At 55.7% G+C, this 18,961-nt stretch carries 13 protein-coding genes; 7 read left to right on the forward strand and 6 right to left on the reverse strand.

Features of this window, described 5'->3' with window-relative positions; translation table 11 throughout:
* Nucleotides 1–3: 3 nt before the first annotated feature.
* Nucleotides 4–3,075, forward strand: coding sequence for an efflux RND transporter permease subunit (locus FWJ25_RS18790; RefSeq protein WP_149601802.1), 3,072 nt, complete (start codon nucleotides 4–6; stop codon nucleotides 3,073–3,075).
* Between the two features lie 6 nt (nucleotides 3,076–3,081).
* Here FWJ25_RS18790 and FWJ25_RS18795 read toward each other — a convergent pair whose 3' ends face one another.
* On the reverse strand, nucleotides 3,082–4,707 hold the full coding sequence (locus FWJ25_RS18795) for a methyl-accepting chemotaxis protein (protein WP_149601803.1): 1,626 nt from the start codon (nucleotides 4,705–4,707) through the stop codon (nucleotides 3,082–3,084).
* A gap of 102 nt (nucleotides 4,708–4,809) precedes the next feature.
* Between FWJ25_RS18795 and FWJ25_RS18800 the strand changes: the two genes are divergently transcribed.
* Complete coding sequence (locus FWJ25_RS18800) at nucleotides 4,810–5,610, forward strand: pseudouridine synthase (RefSeq protein ID WP_149601804.1); 801 nt, start codon at nucleotides 4,810–4,812, stop codon at nucleotides 5,608–5,610.
* Here the strand turns inward: FWJ25_RS18800 and FWJ25_RS18805 are convergent.
* The 3 genes from FWJ25_RS18805 to FWJ25_RS18815 form a co-directional block, all read right to left on the reverse strand.
* Nucleotides 5,520–7,010, reverse strand: a complete 1,491-nt coding sequence (locus FWJ25_RS18805; protein ID WP_149601805.1) for an amidase — start codon at nucleotides 7,008–7,010, stop codon at nucleotides 5,520–5,522. The genes FWJ25_RS18800 and FWJ25_RS18805 overlap by 91 nt on opposite strands.
* A 96-nt stretch (nucleotides 7,011–7,106) precedes the next feature.
* Nucleotides 7,107–7,886 (reverse strand): co-chaperone DjlA, encoded by a 780-nt coding sequence (djlA, locus tag FWJ25_RS18810; protein WP_149601806.1) that lies wholly within the window; start codon nucleotides 7,884–7,886, stop codon nucleotides 7,107–7,109.
* A 49-nt stretch (nucleotides 7,887–7,935) separates the two neighbouring features.
* Nucleotides 7,936–10,770 (reverse strand): HD domain-containing phosphohydrolase, encoded by a 2,835-nt coding sequence (locus FWJ25_RS18815; protein ID WP_149601807.1) that lies wholly within the window; start codon nucleotides 10,768–10,770, stop codon nucleotides 7,936–7,938.
* A gap of 116 nt (nucleotides 10,771–10,886) precedes the next feature.
* Here FWJ25_RS18815 and alkB point away from each other — a divergent pair, with 116 nt between their 5' ends.
* Nucleotides 10,887–11,537: a DNA oxidative demethylase AlkB gene (gene alkB / locus FWJ25_RS18820; protein ID WP_149601808.1), complete on the forward strand. Its 651-nt coding sequence runs from the start codon at nucleotides 10,887–10,889 to the stop codon at nucleotides 11,535–11,537.
* On the opposite strand, the gene FWJ25_RS18825 is transcribed toward alkB, so the two are convergent.
* On the reverse strand, nucleotides 11,538–12,818 hold the full coding sequence (locus FWJ25_RS18825; RefSeq protein ID WP_149601809.1) for an MgtC/SapB family protein: 1,281 nt from the start codon (nucleotides 12,816–12,818) through the stop codon (nucleotides 11,538–11,540).
* A gap of 181 nt (nucleotides 12,819–12,999) precedes the next feature.
* On the opposite strand from FWJ25_RS18825, the gene FWJ25_RS18830 reads away from it, so the two are divergent.
* From FWJ25_RS18830 to FWJ25_RS18840, 3 genes are all read left to right on the forward strand, one after another.
* The gene (locus FWJ25_RS18830; protein WP_149601810.1) at nucleotides 13,000–14,487 is read left to right on the forward strand and encodes a SulP family inorganic anion transporter; all 1,488 of its coding nucleotides are present in this window, start codon (nucleotides 13,000–13,002) and stop codon (nucleotides 14,485–14,487) included.
* Between the two features lies 1 nt (nucleotide 14,488).
* Complete coding sequence (locus tag FWJ25_RS18835; RefSeq protein WP_149601811.1) at nucleotides 14,489–15,427, forward strand: universal stress protein; 939 nt, start codon at nucleotides 14,489–14,491, stop codon at nucleotides 15,425–15,427.
* A gap of 366 nt (nucleotides 15,428–15,793) precedes the next feature.
* Nucleotides 15,794–16,354 (forward strand): hypothetical protein, encoded by a 561-nt coding sequence (locus tag FWJ25_RS18840; RefSeq protein WP_149601812.1) that lies wholly within the window; start codon nucleotides 15,794–15,796, stop codon nucleotides 16,352–16,354.
* A gap of 348 nt (nucleotides 16,355–16,702) precedes the next feature.
* Here the strand turns inward: FWJ25_RS18840 and FWJ25_RS18845 are convergent, their stop codons facing one another.
* Complete coding sequence (locus tag FWJ25_RS18845) at nucleotides 16,703–17,842, reverse strand: IS110 family RNA-guided transposase (protein ID WP_149601813.1); 1,140 nt, start codon at nucleotides 17,840–17,842, stop codon at nucleotides 16,703–16,705.
* A gap of 118 nt (nucleotides 17,843–17,960) precedes the next feature.
* On the opposite strand from FWJ25_RS18845, the gene FWJ25_RS18850 reads away from it, so the two are divergent.
* Nucleotides 17,961–18,800, forward strand: a complete 840-nt coding sequence (locus FWJ25_RS18850) for a hypothetical protein (RefSeq protein ID WP_149601814.1) — start codon at nucleotides 17,961–17,963, stop codon at nucleotides 18,798–18,800.
* The last annotated feature ends 161 nt before the right edge of the window (nucleotides 18,801–18,961 follow it).

Here is an 18,961-nt window from a genome sequence, read left to right on the forward strand (position 1 = left end):
TCCATGCGCACACTCATCTATGCCGCGATGGATCGAAGCCGCACCACACTGCTCACCTTGCTATTCCTGATTCTTGGCGGCATTGCGGCGTTCCAGGTGATCCCGAAAGAAGCCAATCCGGATGTCACCATTCCGATGATCTACGTTTCCATGTCGCTGGAGGGCATCAGCCCGGAGGATGCCGAGCGTTTGCTGGTGCGCCCCATGGAACAGGAGCTCCGCGCACTCGAAGGCATCAAGGAAATGCGGGGCACGGCATCGGAAGGCCATGCCTCGGTGATGCTGGAGTTCGATGCGGGCTTTGATTCAGACAAGGCTTTGCAGGACGTGCGGGAGAAGGTGGATACGGCCCGCAGTAAGCTTCCTGATGAAGCGGACGAACCCAGTGTCAATGAAATCAACGTATCGTTGTTCCCCGTCATGTCGGTGGGGCTGTCCGGCCCTCTGTCCGAGCGGGAGCTGATAACGATCGCCCGCACATTGCAGGATGCCATAGAGGCGATTCCTGAGGTGCTGGAAGTGGAGATCGGAGGTGACCGGGAGGATCTGCTGGAAATCGTTGTCGATCCTCAGGTTCTGGAAAGTTACAGCATTGATTTTGACCAGTTGGCGTCCCTCGTCACCCGTAATAATCAACTGGTTGCGGCAGGTTCTCTGGATACCGGAAATGGCCGGATGTCCCTGAAAGTGCCGGGCGTGATCGAAACCATTGAAGACGTGATGTCGATGCCTGTGAAGGTTGACGGTAACACGGTGGTGACTTTCGGTGACGTCGCCATGCTTCAACGCACCTTCAAGGACCCTACCGGGTTTGCACGCATCAATGGCGAGCCGGCGCTGGTTCTTGAAATATCAAAGCGCACAGGCGCCAATATCATCGAAACGGTTGCCCAGGTGAGAACGCTGATCGAGCAGGCCAGACCGCACCTGCCGGACAGTCTCGATGTGCGCTTCATTATGGATCAGTCCGAGGAGGTCAAAGATATTCTCAGTGACCTGCTCAATAACGTCCTGGCCGCCATCGTCCTGGTCATCATTGTGGTCATCGCCGCCATGGGGCCAAGGTCTGCACTCCTTGTAGGCCTCACTATTCCCGGGGCATTTCTCACCGGTATCCTGGTGATCTGGGGGATGGGGCTGACCCTTAATATTGTAGTGCTGTTCAGCCTGATTCTGGTTGCCGGAATGCTGGTGGATGGTGCGATTGTGGTGTCCGAACTGGCCGACCGGAACCTGTCAGACGGGGCTGACGTCAAAGGCGCATGGGCAGAGGCAGCCAGCCGCATGGCCTGGCCCATCATTGCGTCTACGGCAACGACCCTGGCGGTATTTGTTCCTCTGCTGTTCTGGCCGGGCGTAGTGGGCGAATTCATGAAATTCCTGCCCCTCACGGTCATTATCTGCCTCGTGGCTTCGTTGGCGATGGCATTGGTGTTCCTGCCAGTGTTGGGTGGCGCCAGTGGCGGGCGTAGGGCTCGGCATAAGGCATCCGGAGGGCGAATGATGACCCGCTATCGTGGACTGCTGGCTCGCCTGCTCAGCTATCCCGGCTGGACCTTGCTGGGTGTACTCGGGGTGATCGTCCTGATCTATGTGGCCTACGGGAAGTTCAATCATGGTGTTGAGTTCTTTCCAAGCGTAGAGCCGGATTCTGCCCAGGTTCAGGTTCGGGCCCGGGGCGATCTTTCGGTGTGGGAGATGGACGGCATTGTCCGGGAAGTAGAGCGCCGCTTGAGGGGCATGCCGGAAGTGAAAGCCCTCTATGCCCGGTCCATGGTGAACGCGGGTAACCAGATGGCACCGGACGTGATCGGTGTTTTGCAATTCCAGTTCACCGACTGGGATACCCGTCGACCCGCCTCGGATATCCTTGAGGACTTCCGGGCACGGACGGAGGATATTCCGGGTGTGATGCTGGAGTTCAGAAAACAGGAAGGCGGGCCCGCCGAGGGCAAGCCTATCGAATTGCAGATCAGCAGTCGCAATCCGCAAAAGCTCAACGAAGTGGTTGATGCCATTGAAGAGCGCATGCGGGCTCTGGGTGGCTTCGTGGACATCGAAGATGACCGGAGTCTGCCGGGGATTGAATGGCGGCTGAAGGTGGATCGCGAAGCCGCGGCCCGGTTCGGCACGGATGTGCTCAGTATTGGCAGCGCGGTACGCCTGGTGACCAACGGCCTTGTTTTGGCCACTTATCGTCCGGAGGATGTCCGCGATGAAGTGGATATAGCGGTTCGTGTGCCAAACAACTGGCGGGAACTGGATCAATTGCAACGGCAGACAATAAATACCGCAAGGGGGCAGATACCGTTGTCGGAGTTTGTGGATCTGGAACCGGGCGACAAGACCAACAGTATTGTCAGGGTTGATGGCCAGCGAACGATCACCATTAAGTCCGAACTCTCACCGGGGCGGCGAGTGGATGAGTTGCTGAAGTCTCTTCAGGCTGAGATGCCGGAGGTGCCAGAGGGTGTGTCTGTGAAATTTGCCGGCGAGAACGAAGACCAGCAGCAAGCCTCGAATTTCCTGGCATCAGCTTTCCTTGTTGCGGTAGCCATGATGTTGCTGATTCTGGTAACCCAGTTCAATTCCCTGTACCAGACCTTTCTGATTCTTTCGGCCATCATTCTGTCCACGGCGGGTGTTCTACTGGGGCTCCTGTTGAATGGCCAGTCCTTCGGTATCGTCATGGTTGGTATGGGCATTATTGCGTTGGCGGGTATCGTGGTGAACAACAACATCATTCTGATCGATACCTACAACCAGATGCGCAGAGACGGTATGGCTGCCTACGAGGCCGCTCTGGAAACCGGTTGCCTTCGTCTTCGCCCGGTTCTGCTGACAGCGGTTACCACCGTCCTCGGGCTGATGCCGATGGTATTGAGTGTGAATGTTGATCTGCTGACACCGTCACTCGGATTGGGTGCCCCTTCCACCCAGTGGTGGACGCAGTTATCCAGTGCCATCGCTGGCGGGTTGGCGTTTGCGACGATACTGACCCTGCTCCTGACGCCGGCAATGCTGGTATTGGGGGATAAGGCCGGCCAGAGGTTTCGGTCTCTGACCGGGCGTTGATGAGTTCTAGTGGCGGATTCGCGCGGCCAGCTCGCTGGCCTGGCGAGCCATGTTCTCCAGCTCAGGCACGGTTCGCAGGTTGTCTTCCGCGGCCTGATTCATCTGTTCGGATATTTCGGCAACGTCGGTAACATTGCGGTTGATCTCTTCACTGACGCTGGTCTGTTCCTCAGCAGCCGTAGCCACCTGAGCGGTTGCATCGTTGACGCTGGCCATGCGGTTCGATATGTCGGCGAGCATGACCCGGACAGATTCCACCGCTTCACTGCTCTCACCGGCAACTACTTCTGAGGCTTGCATGTATTCCGTTGCATCCCGGGAGGCCGAGCTGATGGTCTCAATAATCTGATCAATCTCGATGGTGGCTTCCTGGGTTTTTGCGGCCAGATTGCGGACTTCATCGGCCACAACGGCAAAACCGCGTCCAGCTTCTCCGGCCCGCGCTGCTTCGATGGCGGCGTTCAGTGCCAACAGGTTGGTCTGGTCGGCGATTTCACGAATGACCTGCATCACATCGCCGACCTTGCGGCCATCGCTGGCCAGTTGATTGACGGCTTCTGCTGAGCTGCGAATCTGATCGCTCAGTCGGTTCATGCTGTCTACCGCACGATTGATCTGCTGGTCTGCATCTCTGGTTTGTCCTGCCGTTTCGTCCACCTGGCTGGCAACGGATGCAGCGTGGTGTGCAACGTCCTGAGCCGTTGCGGACATTTCATTCATGGCTGTCGCAATCTGGTCAATACGCTGATGAGCCTTGTCGGACTGGGAAGATACGCTGCTGGCGTTGTCCCGGATAAGATTGCCGGTGCTTTCCAGTTGCTCGGCATTGGATTTCATCAGGTTGCCGGTTTCAGACAGGAACGCGTACAGTGCGCGGCCGGTATCAGCCAGCCGGCCAAGTTCATCATTGCGTTGCACGGTGACGCGTTCACTGAGATCACCCTGTCCCAATTTGCCCAGTTGGTCGATCAGGCGCTGGGCTGGTCGCACAACAGAATGCAGGAGCACAATCACGCAGGCGATGGTGCCCGCAATGATTACGGCAAACAGCAAACCGCCCATCTGCCAGGTGCTCGTGGTGACGGTCTGGTTCAGACTGGCTGCATTCGCCAGCCCGCTGTCTTTGAGTTGAGCCGTCGCTTCATCGATCAGTTTCGCGGGTTCGCGGTCGATTCCGGCGACGGCCTTATCCCCGGCTGAATGCAGATAACCGGCATTCACGAAAGACTGAAATCCACGACGATAGGCTTCCCCCATGCTTTTGTGGGCAGACTGGAACCGGCTCATCAGGTTCTTTGCTTCAGGATCTGCGATATCGGGGATCAAAGCGCTCAGCGCTGTCTGGATGTCAGCTTCCCGTTGTTGGAAACGGCCCCAGTATTTTTCACGTTGCTGATCATCTGCACCGCGAATCAGTACGTTTTTCCATTCCTGTACCTGAGTCTTGAAGGCGATGAGGATATCCTGAGCCTCAAGTGCCTGGGTCATCTCTACGCTGACAAGGTGGTTGTACTCATCCTTCGACTCAAGCGAGGTATTGAAATAGATACCGGCGACGATACCTACGATGATGTTCGCGGTCAGAACGATGGTGAGCATTCGGTTGAGAATGCTTCGGCTGTACCAGGCCATTCAACTATTCCTGTCACTGAGGTTTTGGGGGACGCTATTATCCCTGATAATAGGCTCTAGTCTGTTTCAAACTTTTGTATTTCCGTAACGTGTTAAATATAGATGACAAACCCGCTGATACAGCTTTTCCGGGACGATGACCTGCTGATCGTGCACAAGCCGGCCGACTTGCTGGTGCACCGCAGCCCCATCGACAAACATGAAACTGAGTTTGCATTGCAGTATGCCCGTGAGATGAACGATGGCGAGTATGTTTATCCGGTTCATCGCCTGGACCGGCCGACCTCGGGTGTGCTGGTGTTTTCCAGGAGTCCGGAAGTTGCAAGGACGCTGGGGCAGGCCATGATGGCGGGGCAGGTCAGAAAAACCTATCTGGCGATGGTTCGCGGCTGGCCGCAGTTGGAGGGGGCGATTGACTATCCCTTAAGGGAGGAGCCGGAAGACCGCCGTCTGAAAGGCCAGGACCAACCGGTTCGTGAGGCCAGAACCCGCTATCGGACCCTGGCGACGACGGAAATTCCGGTTTTGATCGAGAAGTACCCGAGCAGTCGTTATGGTTTGGTCGAACTCTATCCGGAAACTGGCCGCAAGCATCAGTTGCGGCGGCACATGAAGCACATCAGTCATCCCATTATCGGCGATGCCAACCATGGTCGGGGCCGGCATAACCGGTATTTTGCCGAGCGCTTTGGGCAGGGGAGGCTGATGCTGGCGGCAACCGACATTGCCTTTGCTCATCCCGTCAGCGGAGACCTGCTTCATATCCATGCAGAACCGGAACAGAGCTTTCTTGACGTACTGTCGATCTTCCCTCAGGCCGAACTGATGTCAGCAATGTCAGCCCGGGATGGGACCTCTGAATTGAACAAATGGGGCCAGGGCGATTCGGCTTCCAGTGTGTAGGCCAGGTCGATAAGCGTCCGCTCTTTGCCGAACGGCGCCATGAACTGGACTGAGAGTGGTGTTTTCTCGTTGCTGAACCCAGCCGGTAGTGAGATGGCCGGTGCTCCGGTGGCATTCGCGACCGGTGTAAAGCTGACGTAGCGTGTCAGCCGGTCAAACAGGGTATCGAAGGGTACGTCGGGGCTTAGATGACCCAATGGTGGCGCGGTCTGGCCGAGTACCGGAGTCAGCACAGCGTCATAGGCTGCCATGGCACGGGCATAGTCTGTCCGGGATTTTCTGAGGCGCCATAAAGCTGCCGGTAATCGATAGAACCTCTTTCTGAAAAATGCGGCCAGACCATTGGTCAGGTTGTCGACGCGGTGCTTGTCGAAATCCGGATGGATAAGCTTACGACCATTGGCTTTGACGCCAAAGGCAAGCATGGCCCAGTAAAGCGCGAAGTCGTCGGGAAATGTGCTGGCGACAGGAATTGCAACCGGGTGTACCGAGTGCCCCAGCTTTTCAAGGGTGCGGGCGGTCCTTTCAACGGCTTCGCGGACCTGCTTGTCGGTCTGGTGACCAGTGACGGAGTCCACAATCAGTCCAATCGTCAGCTTTCTTTCTGAGGGTCCGCTCAGTTCTCCGATACCTGGTAAGCCCTTATCCCGGTAGTAGTGCTCTGCCTGCGCCATGAAATTTGCCGTATCCCTTACGGACCGGCTGACAACCCCGTCGGCCAGGATATTGATCGGTAGTGACTTTGCAGCGTCATTGTCCACCAGCCTTCCGCGGCTCGGTTTGAGCCCTACAAGTCCGCAACAGGCAGCCGGAATACGGATGGACCCGCCACCATCATTGGCATGGGCAAGAGGTACGACGCCGGCGGCGACAAGCGCTGCAGCACCACCGGAAGATGCGCCGGACGAATACGCCGTATTCCATGGATTCACGGTGGGTGCTCTTGAAGACGATTCTGTTGTAGCGTTGAAGCCGAACTCGGGCAGGGTGCTTTTGCCAAGGCAAATAAATCCCTGGGCGAGTACCTGTTTGGCGATATTGCTGGTACCCGCGGCCAGGTGGTGAGGAACGGCGGGCGAGCCGTGGCCGGTTGGCAGGCCTTTAACGTTTGTATTGTCCTTAATGAACGTGGGCGTCCCGGCAAAGAAACCAATGAATGCGGCTGGGTTACCGGTATCGGAATCGACTTGGTGGGCGAGAGACATGGCCTGCTCAAACCCTGCCGCGGCGATGCCATTCAAGCTTGGGTTTGCTCTCTGGGCCCGTTGGATGGCCGCAGCCGTCACCTCTGCAACAGAAACCTCCCGCCTGCGTATACGGGCAGCAAGTGCAGTGGCATCGTCATTGCCCAGGGCATCGTCGGTAAAAGTGTTGATGGAGCAGTTTGTGCCGGAACGCATAGGGGGACTCGCTTTGATGTTCTTATGAGTCCCACTTTACGCTATTGAGTAACGTGACAATATGTCATTTCGGGAAATTGCCGGCTGGCATAATGCCTATGCCTGGCTTTTGCGGGCTTCTTTGATCACGTCGTAGGCGTGACTGATTTCCCGGGTCCGCTCCTCTGCCATTTCGCGCATGCTTTCCGGTAAACCTTTGCCTGCCAGTTTGTCCGGATGGTTTTCGCTCATCAGTTTGCGGTAAGCCTTTTTGATGTCCGCGTCGCTGGTGGAAGGAGATACACCCAGAACCTGGTAGGCGTCGTCAATTTGCTGTGAGGTCGAGCGCTGCCCGGGGCCTGCCTGTCCGGTATGAGCTCCTCGCAGCATGGCTTCCAATTGGCTTACCTGGCTTTCAGGCAGCCCGAGCCGGCGGGCGATCCGAACCAGCATTTCGTGTTCTGCCGGGTGAACAACACCATCTGCGGCAACGGCAGACACCTGTACCTGAAGGAACATCTGCAAAAACGCGGGTTGCCGCCCGCTCATCTGGAGGAAGCGATCAAGTTCGGCATCGAGATCGAACTCCGGTGACTTTCCGCGGTTGAAGGCCGTTTTGGCTTTGGCTTTTTGCTGCTCGTTGAGGCGAAAACGCACAAACATGGTTTCTGCCATCTGGATTTCATCACGGCTGACCACGCCATCCGCTTTGCACAGAGCGCCCATAACCGCGAAGACGGACTCTACAAATCCGGACTGAAGGTTCTGCAGTTTGCCAATCAGACGGCTTTTCATCCGGTTGAAGAGAAAGGCACCGATCGCCGCGCCGACGAGAAAACCGGGAAACTTTCCGAAGGCATAACCAATAAGACCGCCGATCAGCAGAGCAAAGATCATTAAAATTCGTCCTTATATACGTTTTCAGTCCACAGAATATACGGGTTTTTCAGGCGTTATTCATGAACAGGCTTTCATCAACGGCGTCTATCTGTTCAGCCCGGAGATGCTGCTCAGCATAAGTGCGATAGGTACCAGAGCGGACGAAAAGATCAAACACCTCGTTGTCGATGTGGCCCTCTTCAACCATCTTCGCCATGATGGTCAGAGACTCGGTCAGGGTCTTGCCCTTCTTGTAGGGGCGGTCAACCGCCGTCAGTGCCTCGAAAACGTCTGCCACCACCATGATTTTTTCCGGGATACCCAGATCGTCAGCGGTCAGGCCGCAGGGATAGCCTTTTCCGTCCATCCGCTCGTGGTGCGTGCCTGCGAGTCTTGGCACGTTGGCCAGCCGGGAGGGCAGGGGGAGTGCGTCCAGCATGCAGATAGTCTGGACAATGTGTTCATTGATCTTGAAGCGTTCTTCTTCGGTCAGGGTGCCCTTGGCAATGGTCAGGTTGTGGACTTCGCCCCGGTTGGAGGCATGCTCCGGTAGCTTCATGTCAAAACCCCAGCGATTGGCGGGGTCGCCTTTCTGCACCGGAGGAATTCGGTCGCCCCAGCCGCGCCTGTGCTCTGGCCGGTCACTCAACAGAGTTTCTCTGGCGGGCAGTTCCGCTTCCGGAATGCCCAGCAGGGCGATGGTCTCGTCGGTGGACAAGCCCTGTCGGTCGCTGAAATGCCGTTGCCAGGTTCGTTCGCCGATGGACCGGATACGGGCGATATCCTCGTCCGTCATGAATTCCCCGCCTTCGTTGGCGCGGGCAACAAAGGTAAAATCTTCCTGAAGCCCGGCCTGGGTGTCATCCCGTTCATCCTGGGCAGTCTTCTCATCATCGCCCTGGAGCAAACGTTTGAGATAGCGAATCTCGGCATCCCGGTGAAGTACTTCGAACCGGGTGCGGATCTCATGGATTCGGTTATGTATGGTTTCCAGTTTCACCGCCTTGTCCACAACATACTCCGGGCTGGTGATTTTGCCGCAGTCATGGAGCCAGGCTGCGAGGTGGAATTCGTACTTCTCTTCTTCGCTCATGGTAAAACCGGCAAAGGCGGGTGCGGTGCTTGTGATCGCTTCTTCCACCATCATCTGGGCCAGCTTCGGTACCCGCTCGCAATGGCCACCGGTGTATGGGGATTTTGCATCAATGGCATTGGCGACCAGTCGTATAATGCCTTCGAGCAGAGCTTGCTGGCTTTCGATCAGCTCCCTGGTCTCAATGGCCACAGCGGCAGAACCGGCGATTTCATCAACGAACACGATGAGGTCATCGCTCAAATGGGTATGGTCGCCGTGCTCCATTTCCACGATGAGAACGCCTACGAGGTGCTTCTGACGGTTGCGGAGGATGGCAAATACGGGGTGCCCGCCGATCTGGCTTCTCAGCAATCGGATCAATTCGTTGTCGTCCAGATCGTTTGTGATGTTGTTCAGGGTGTCGGGAATATCCAGGTCGCGATTTACCGCCAGTGAAAGATCCTGATGCTGGCCCCGGAAGAGGTAGATGGCGCCGCGCTCCTGCCCAACGATATGGGCAATTTGCAGCAGGATGTCATGCAGTAGCTCGTTGAGGTTCTGGCCACGGTTAAGTACGGTGGCGATGCTCTGGAAGCTGTGGATGGTGCGGGCCATGTCGTCAAGCGCATCGCCAAGCTCCCTTGCCTCGCGAATGTTTGAATCGGTTTTGATCTGGGTATCGAAGCGGAATCGGGAGAGCTGGCTGACCTGATCGGTCAGTCGTTCCAGCGGTCGTCCGACCCGGGTTCCGATAAACCAGCCAAAAACCAGCAGAACCAGGGCGATGACTGCAGCGATGAGGGTTTGACGAACGAGTGTTTTCCAGACTTCAGACAGGAGTTCATCGGCGGGAATGGCGACCGCAATTTTCAGTTGTTGGGCCGAGAGCGCGTTCAACGGCTCCGACATGCCATACCAGTCTTCTCCCTCCACTTCGTAGCGGGTGACCGCGCTGTTGCTGACTCGGGTTCCCTGGTGATTAAGGGCTCCGCTGATTTCCGGGCCGGGGCTGGAATGGTCGTTGGTGCTGGCGAGAAGCTGATTCTCGCCGTTCACGATGGCGATGTGTGTGCCCGGCGTCTGCTTTAACTCCGCAAGCTGTGTGCTGAGGTCTGAAACTGTTACGTCAATGCCGAATACCGTGCCCCCATGACCCTCAGCGGCCGTGCTTCCGGCCGCGCGGCGGGACAGTGTCAGTCCGGTTTCCCGGGTAGTGAAAAATATGTAGGGAGCAGACAGCACGGTTCTGTTGGTTTCCGATGCAGATTGGAACCAGGGCCGTGAGCGGGGGTCGTAGACGTAGTCCGGAACTGCGCGCTGCTCAAGAAGGTTCAGGGTGTCGTCGTAGAAGCGCCATTCACGGCGTTGCTCTCCGGCCACGGTATCGATAGCCTGAAGGAGGAAGCGAGTGCCATCCGGTGCATCGGGGAACTGGAGCACGCCGGAGCTACGGACTTTGCGAAGCAGAAAAAAATCACCGTTGGCGTAACCAGTGTACACGGCGCTTACGATATTGCTGCTGCGCAGGATATTGGCAATCACCGGCAGGCGTGACAGACGTTCTTCGAGTGTGCTGGCGGATGACAGCGGATCATGGCTCAGCACCGCCAATGCGGTTGAGGGCGGTGCGGTAATCGCCAGGATGCGGTCATCGACACTGATTGCAAGATGCCTTGCGGCAACGCTCGCCGCCTGGACTTTCGCACTTTCCATGCCCCGGAAGGTCTGGCCAACCAGAAATATCGCCAGCACCAGCATTGCCAGGGTGATGGTTGAGGCGATCAACAGTGCGAGAGAAATCTGCGCTGGCCTGCGTTCTCGGTGCATGGGGTATCCCTGTGGGCGTAGATGGATTCCAAGGTTGTCTGGAATTGATCGGTTACTATCTAAAGCTTAGACGTTCCTTGGATAATTTCCTTTTTTCTCTGTAAAAGTAGCATGTTATGACTCTGGACTTGTTTGATAAGCTGCCATCTGAACCGCACTTCGAAGCGATCTGCGAGGGTGCTGTGGTGCTGCGCGGCGCAGCGGTCAGGGATGCAGATGCTTTGATGGGAGCAGTTCGAAGGGTTATTGCCGAATCGCCCCTTCGCAGGATGAAAACGCCCGGTGGCCATACCATGTCTGTTGCGATGACCTGTTGCGGCCAGTACGGCTGGGTGACGGATGCGCAGGGTTATCGTTACCAGTCAGAAGATCCGGTCACTGGAAAGCCGTGGCCAGCTATGCCGGAAGAGCTTCTGAGGCTGGCTCGTGAAACCGCAGCGAGGGGTGGATTTCCGGACTTTGTCCCCGATGCCTGCCTGATCAACTGCTACGAGCCAGGATCCAGGATGGGCCTGCATCAGGACAAGGACGAGCAGGATTTTTCGCACCCCATCGTCTCAGTCTCCCTGGGATTACCTCAGATCTTCCAGTTTGGTGGTGACGCCCGCAGTGACTGCCCTTCGAAGATTCCCCTGCAACACGGTGATGTGGTGGTGTGGGGCGGGGCGGCAAGGCTGCGATACCATGGCGTACTTACCCTCAAGCACGGCCACCATCCGCTCACCGGGGCCTATCGTTATAATCTGACCTTTCGTCGGGCTCGGTGATTATTGCAGCCAGGCAACCAACAGTCCCGCCATCAGTGACAGGATCATCGGAATACCTACCATCAATCCGGTTTGGCGGTTGCCAATGCCCCATGCCATACCGGCCTTGACCAGATTGTTGGTTGCGGCGGCAATCACAATGCCGACCACGGCGGTGCCCATAGCCAGTTTGTCGATCGACATACGGGTCAGTGACAGGGTTATAGCATCTACGTCAGCAATACCGGAACTGGCGGCCAGCACGTAAACGCCCGCGTCTCCGATCCAGTTTTTCAGGAATTCCCCAAGCAGCAGGATGGCTGTGAGCAAGAGCCCGAATACGAGGGCCGATGTAAGATCCAGAGGGTTCTGGTTAAGCGTGGGCTGAGATACGCTTTGCTGCCCGGAATGCCGGCGCCAGATAAACAGCGCAGGGCCATACAGAAAGGTAGTCATTACGACCACCGGCCAGACCAGACTTGGCAGCAGCTCCCGGTTGATCACGAAACAGTACGCCAGAATGCGTGGAAACATGGTGCCGCAGGCGATGAGTATGCCGGCAGCGAGTTGTCCGCTGAGCTGAGGGTTGCTGGCTGACTGCCTCGAAAAGTGCAGTGTCAGTGCTGTTGATGAACTCAAACCGGCAAACAGGCTGGTGAACAGGATGCCTTTCCGGGTACCACCCACCTGGATAGCAAAATAACCAACAAACGAGATAGAGGCGATCATCACCACCATCCACCAGATCTCACGAGGATTCAGTACGCCGCCAGGTCCAAGCTTCTCATTGGGCAGCAACGGCAGCATGACGACGGAGATCAGGAGCAGCTTGAGTGCCGCATCCAGCTCATGCTCTTTGAGCCTTTGTACCCAGCCATGGATCTCGTTCTTGTTGTCGAGGATGATGGCAGTAATGACAGCGGATGCGGTTGCCATCACGGGGTCAACAGCGACCGCAACGGCGCCGAAGCAGAACGTGAGCACCATACCCACCATGCCGGTGATGCTGAAGTTCCGGATATGAGCCAACCGTTCGCTGTACGCAACAATGCCCATTGCCACCACGCTGATCAACAGAATCGGAAATGCCCATTCTGTTACTTCCCGGGCCAGGACTGCAGAAATACCGCCCAGAAGTCCCACCAAAGCAAAAGTACGAATGCCCGCGATGCGTTCCCCGGACTTCTGGTCTCGGGCTTCCCAGCCGCGTTCAAGCCCGATAATCGCGCCGAGCAACAGGGCAATGGCAAGCCGGATCGTGGTTTGGTGATTATTCAGAAACTGTAATGCTATGTCGTCCATGAATGCTCTGATATCAGTGGGTTGTGGCTTTTTAGTCTAGCCTGTCATCAGGCTATCAAGAAAGTTCGGGATAATGGCTCGCTTACTTAATAAGCGGTAATTTGATACCATTCGCGCCCCTTTTTTACCCGCGTTTTTTATTAAAAGCTCGCCGGAATTTTTTAATCTGACGGAACTGATTATGGTTAACTCGCTGAAGAACCAATGGTTCTCCAACATCCGTGGGGATCTGCTCTCCGGAATCGTGGTGGCTCTTGCGCTGATTCCAGAGGCGATAGCGTTCTCAATCATCGCCGGAGTCGATCCCAAGGTGGGGCTCTACGCCTCTTTCTGCATCGCCGTGATTATCGCCTTTGTGGGCGGCCGTCCGGGCATGATTTCCGCAGCAACAGCCGCCATGGCGGTGCTGATGGTGACACTGGTCAAGGAACATGGGCTACAGTACCTTCTGGCAGCCACTATCCTCACCGGTGTGTTCCAGATCATTGCCGGTTACCTGAAACTGGGCGGTTTGATGCGGTTTGTGTCCAGATCGGTCGTGACCGGATTTGTGAATGCCCTGGCGATCCTGATTTTCATGGCTCAGTTGCCTGAGCTCACGGATGTGACCTGGCATGTCTACGCTATGACGGCTGCCGGCCTGGGAATCATCTATCTGTTTCCGCTGTTGCCCGTTGTGGGCAAGATTTTGCCTTCCCCTCTGGTTTGCATCATCGTCCTGACATTCGTGTCTGTGCTGCTGGGGCTGGACATTCGAACCGTAGGTGATATGGGAGAGCTGCCGGATACCCTGCCGATTTTTCTGTGGCCGGATGTCCCGATGAACATGGAAACCCTGATGATCATCCTGCCGTACTCCTTGCCCATGGCCGTGGTTGGTCTGCTTGAGTCCATGATGACGTCCACCATTGTGGATGACCTGACAGACACCGAAAGTGACCGTAACCGTGAATGTAAGGGACAGGGCATCGCCAACATCGGCTCTGGCCTGATCGGTGGTATGGCGGGTTGTGCGATGATTGGCCAGTCCATCATCAACGTGAAATCCGGCGGCCGGACCCGTCTTTCCACGCTCACGGCGGGGATCTTCCTGCTGATTATGGTGCTGGTACTGGACAAAATTCTTGTTCAGATTCCGATGGCAGCGCTGGTGGCGGTGATGATCATGGTGTCCATCGGTACCTTCTCATGGGATTCCATCGTTAACCTCAAGAACCACCCGCTCTCCACCAACATCGTGATGCTGGTGACAGTGATTGTGGTGGTCGCCACTCACAACCTGGCCTTTGGTGTATTTGCGGGCGTTTTGCTGGCGGCACTGTTCTTCGCCAACAAGGTTGGTCACTTCATGCTGGTGAGTTCTGTTCTGGACGAAGCCTCGGGCACCCGAACTTACACCGTGGTCGGGCAGGTGTTCTTCAGCTCCTCGGAGAAATTCCTGCAGTCCTTCGATTTCAAGGAAGCCGTGGATAACGTAGTGATTGACCTGAGCCGGGCTCATTTTTGGGACATCACGGCGGTTGGCGCTCTGGACAAGGCAGTAATCAAGTTCCGCCGTGAAGGCGCTGAAGTGGAAGTGATTGGCCTGAATGAGGCAAGTGCCACCATCGTTGACCGATTCGGTGTCCATGACAAGCCGGAAGCGGTAGACCAGTTGATGGGCCACTGAAATGACACAGGGCAGGGAATTGAGTGACAATGCCGGTCATAATAATAGCCAGAGCGATCACCTGTCAGAAATGGAACGCGAGGTGGATATGTTACGAGTAGTAGCCTGTATTGACGGTTCCCGTGCGGCGCCTGCGGTGTGTGATTACGCAGCATGGGCCAGCAGGCACATGGAAACTCCGATGACCCTGTTGCATGTTCTGGACGAAGAGCGTTATCCGGCTGAACCGGATCTTGCCGGCAGCATCGGCCTGGGTAGTCGTGAACACCTGCTGGAAGAACTGGCCGAGCTGGACAGAAAACGCTCCAAGCTTGCTCTGGAACATGGCCACCACATGCTGGATGAGGCTGAAAAACGCCTACAGGAAGCCGGTGTTGCTGAAGTTCAGAAACGCCAGCGCCACGGAGATCTGACCGACTCGCTGTTGGCGCTGGAAAGCCAGGCTCGCCTGTTCGTGATGGGCCTGCATGGCGAAAGCAGTTCCGACCGCAACGTTCATATCGGCAGCCAGCTGGAGACCGTTCTGCGCAGTATCCATCGGCCGGTTATGCTGGCTCCGGATGATTTCACCGCCCCAAAAAGCGCAATGCTGGCGTTCGACGGCAGTTCCACCGCATTCAAAGGTGTTGAACTGATTGCAGCAAGCCCAGTGCTGAAAGGCCTGCCGCTGCATCTGGTGATGGTTGGCCCGGACACCAGTGACCGCTGGGAACAGCTGAAAAGGGCGGAAAAAATGCTGTCTGGACTGGGTGCCGAGATCACCCTGGCGATTCGTGCCGGTGATGTTGAGCCTGCTCTCCACAACTATCAGGAACAGCACAACATCGACCTGATGGTCATGGGCGCTTACGGTCACTCCCGTATTCGTCAGTTCCTGGTTGGAAGTACCACCACCACGATGCTGAAGACGGCTGAGAAGCCGTTGGTGATTCTTCGCTAATGGTATTTGGGGCTGGGGGAAACCCCGGCCCGTTAACTCCCCCCTCTTGGCCTACGTGCCCGACGCCCCCAGCGTTATCCGGACTATTTCCTGAACACGTCCCCTGACGATTTGAGTCTCCCTTCGACTGACTGCTTCCTGTTAGATCTTGGCACCGCATGATTCATCGCGTGGATCGTGGAGGTCAAATGATTACATGGAAAGTGGTGCCACGGTGAGCTAACCTGTTGTTTTATTGAGTTATGGTCAGAGCCCGAAAGTGATTCAGGGGCTGTAATAACGACGCGGTCAAATTTTTGCAATCATGAAGAGCTCTGTCTAATTGCTGTTAACTTTCGCCAGCTAGCCCTAAGGAGACTTTAAGTTATGGAGTTTGAGGACCTACTCCTACTGGTCATCCTGATCATTGCAGCCTATATCTGGATTGTTTCCCAAATTGAGAAAAAGAAAAGGGAGCGAGAATACGCTGAAAAACATGCGGAATTACAGGCAAGGCGCTCGCGGGAGATGCAGAAGCCGCTACCCAAACACATGCAAAGAGCATTGTCTCAGTTTGAAGCTGAATACCAGCAGAACCCTGGGGCGTTTAAATCAATGCATGAGTTTTCACCACTTGCTTGTTTTGGATACAAAGTAGGCAAAACGAATGGACTGCCTGAACATCTGCGGCGCGAGATCATCTACTTTACTTGGTATGCAGAAATCCCTTCAGTAGTGCCTCGTCAATATGCCCAAGAGTGGGGAGAGCCTGGCACCAGCAAAAGGTTTTCTAAGATTCGAAGCCATTTGTCTATGCTTGCGAATCAGAGACGCTCGCGAAAAGGTTATGAGGTTGCCGTCTCCCACTGGGATTCAGATGTAAATTGGCTTCGTGAAAAGTACTCGGACTTGGCTTACCAGTACAGTCAGTTCGGATTCAAAAGTTAACAAGGTGGTCAACGGGACGCCAACTACGCTGCGCTCCGTTGCCGCCCGTTACCACTGGCGTTGATATGACTCCCCACGTCAAGAGGCAAACACCCGTCCAGGCCCGTGTTTCAGAGCTACCTTCCCGTAGTTAAAGGGCGGGTCAGGACAGACGCTGAGGCCAGTAATCGTCGACGGTTTTCATGCTGATATCCGTGGGTTCTCACCACCTTACTTTTCCGTCGTGAAGCCGGTCCTCCGTCTAGGAACGAGCATCTGGTCTGAAGCGTCAGCCAGGCTTCCTAACGCGCGTCGAGGGTTGCATCACACTCCGCGGCCTGAAACGCCTGTCCTGTCCCATAACCGTTGTCATAGCATCAACCTTGGATCGGGCTTGGCGATCACCACTTCCCGGGCAATGGCCCAGATATGCCCCACCAGCTCTCGAGCAATGGCGGCCACCACCACATTCCGGTGCTTGCCGCGCTGCATCAGGGTTCGATAGCGCCGGCAGAGCCGGGCCTGGGCCTCCCAGGCTTTCTCGACTATCGCTTTGGGTAGGTCTTCCTGGCGCTGTTGCAGGAGTCGCGAGATCTTCGCCGGATAACGGTAGGCATGGGCCGCTTCGATCAGCATGCGCCTTGCCCGTTTGTTGCCGGCACAAGTCAGTGGTCCGATCCGACGGCGACTGCCGCTGGAGCGCTCGCTGGGTGTCAGGCCGACATAGGCCATCAGTTTCCTGGGGTTGTCGAACCGCTGGAGGTCACCGAGTTCGGCCACCACGCAGGTGGCTACCAGCAACTGAACACCGCGCAGCGCCTGCACCGCTTTGACCAGGGGATAGAAACGCCAGCGGCGTACCTGGTAGGTGAGTTCGTTATCGAGTCGTTCCAGACGTTTGTGGCGCTCCACGATGGTGTAGAGCATTTCCCGGAACACGGTGTTCTGGGACGGCGTGGGCATGACCAGTTCGGAGAGCCATCGGATGTGCGCGGCAGACCAGTTGGCCGAGCCGGTATAGCGGATATCCTGCCGTAGCAGAAACGCCTTGAGCTGGCTCTTGGCATTCTTGAGGTCCCACATGGCGGTCTCGCGAGCGCGGGAGAGATCGCGGATGGCCTCGTCTTCTGGTTCTGGCACGTAAATCGGATCAATGTCGCCGTTGCGCAGCAACTGGGCCAGTTGCATGCAGTCGCGCTTGTCGGTTTTGACCTGTTGGCCAGGCTTCTTCGGAATCATGGATGGTGCAACAACAAAGCAGGGATAGTCCCAGCTTGAGAGCAATCGATAGAGCCAGTAGCCACAGGGGCCGGCTTCATAGACGAACTGCAATTGGCAGCCGGGGTGGCGGGACTCGAACTGCCGGACCATCTTGCGGATGGCATAGTGCTGGGTGCCAATGGCACCCACGTAAGTGACGGGATCGGTTCGAGAATCTGTGGCGTAGGCCACGGCAATGGTGTCTTTGTGCGTATCCAGTCCGATGAACAGTGTGCTATGTTTTTTCATGGTGCTGCCCCCCAATTTTACGCATGAGAACACGTAAATTATGGCTCTGGCTGAGGCTAACCCACGAAGCGGGGGCAGCCCCCTAGTGGGGAGTCATAATGTCTAAGTAGGTATAGAAATGGCACACACTTTCTATTCGGTCAGAACCGGGAAAAACAAAAATACTGAGGGTTTTGAGTTCCCGGAATTTCTGGATCTGTTCTTTAGAGCATTCCAGAATTTCCGAGAGGGTGGCTATTTTGACGAATATCTAGGCTGGGCCTGTGTCGATATGGGTCCAGTCCAAGGAAAGGTTTCCGACGTAGAGTTGGATATCCTGCTGAAAGTGCGGAAACAGGGTATCTGGCCTATTGAAAGTAATCTGCCTGATCTAGGTGAGGACGATGTTTTCGATCTTATCGAGTATCTCTTTCAAAACGTTTCTAAGCCAATAGACGGTACCTACCACGATTTTGCGAATTGCGGCATGCATTGGGAAACCTTCAATAAATCTGAAGGTGAAACTGAATTTGCCCAGAGCATGAACGAATTATTGGCCTTGTATAAAGGGTCGTTTGAGCTCTCGCCAAAAGGCGAAATATTGCACAAGCCTGAAAAAGGTTTTGAGCCGATTTTTGAGGCGGATGTACCCTCCAATGACGACAATATAAAGTCGAGGGTAAGTTCTGCTGTATTGAGATATCGTAGGCATGGCTCGACTATTGATGACAGGCGGCAGGCAGTTCGGGATTTGGCTGATGTGTTGGAGTACTTAAGGCCTCAGGTTAAATCTGTCCTCACAAAACAAGATGAAAAAGATCTGTTTAATCTCGCCAATAATTTCGGGATTCGTCATCATAACGATCAACAGAAAACGGGCTATGACGCAGCATTGTGGCTAAGCTGGATGTTTTACTACTATTTGGCAACGATTCATGTGCTGCTTCGTAAGCTGGGGCATGAATCACTTAACCAGTAGGTGAAGCCGACCGTGGACTTCCCCCGATCTAGTGGACACGCATCGATAACTCCGAAGCAGGAGAAAACTGATGCCGGAAATGATCACGGGGAAGAAAACACAGCAATACAGCACTGAGTTCAAGGTCAAGGCGGTGGAATGGAGCCACCAGGCCCATCGAA

The sequence above is a fragment of the Marinobacter salinexigens genome (assembly GCF_008370345.1).
Classification (GTDB): domain Bacteria; phylum Pseudomonadota; class Gammaproteobacteria; order Pseudomonadales; family Oleiphilaceae; genus Marinobacter; species Marinobacter salinexigens.

What these genes read in the sequence shown, in the direction of transcription:
- FWJ25_RS18835 (WP_149601811.1), top strand. Translation starts at nt 14,489, where the DNA reads ATGACACAGGGCAGGGAATTGAGTGACAATGCCGGTCATAATAATAGC.
- FWJ25_RS18795 (WP_149601803.1), bottom strand. Translation starts at nt 4,707, where the DNA reads ATGGCCTGGTACAGCCGAAGCATTCTCAACCGAATGCTCACCATCGTT.
- alkB (WP_149601808.1), top strand. Translation starts at nt 10,887, where the DNA reads ATGACTCTGGACTTGTTTGATAAGCTGCCATCTGAACCGCACTTCGAA.
- FWJ25_RS18825 (WP_149601809.1), bottom strand. Translation starts at nt 12,818, where the DNA reads ATGGACGACATAGCATTACAGTTTCTGAATAATCACCAAACCACGATC.
- FWJ25_RS18830 (WP_149601810.1), top strand. Translation starts at nt 13,000, where the DNA reads ATGGTTAACTCGCTGAAGAACCAATGGTTCTCCAACATCCGTGGGGAT.
- FWJ25_RS18790 (WP_149601802.1), top strand. Translation starts at nt 4, where the DNA reads ATGCGCACACTCATCTATGCCGCGATGGATCGAAGCCGCACCACACTG.
- djlA (WP_149601806.1), bottom strand. Translation starts at nt 7,886, where the DNA reads ATGATCTTTGCTCTGCTGATCGGCGGTCTTATTGGTTATGCCTTCGGA.
- FWJ25_RS18815 (WP_149601807.1), bottom strand. Translation starts at nt 10,770, where the DNA reads ATGCACCGAGAACGCAGGCCAGCGCAGATTTCTCTCGCACTGTTGATC.
- FWJ25_RS18850 (WP_149601814.1), top strand. Translation starts at nt 17,961, where the DNA reads ATGGCACACACTTTCTATTCGGTCAGAACCGGGAAAAACAAAAATACT.
- FWJ25_RS18840 (WP_149601812.1), top strand. Translation starts at nt 15,794, where the DNA reads ATGGAGTTTGAGGACCTACTCCTACTGGTCATCCTGATCATTGCAGCC.
- FWJ25_RS18805 (WP_149601805.1), bottom strand. Translation starts at nt 7,010, where the DNA reads ATGCGTTCCGGCACAAACTGCTCCATCAACACTTTTACCGACGATGCC.
- FWJ25_RS18845 (WP_149601813.1), bottom strand. Translation starts at nt 17,842, where the DNA reads ATGAAAAAACATAGCACACTGTTCATCGGACTGGATACGCACAAAGAC.
- FWJ25_RS18800 (WP_149601804.1), top strand. Translation starts at nt 4,810, where the DNA reads ATGACAAACCCGCTGATACAGCTTTTCCGGGACGATGACCTGCTGATC.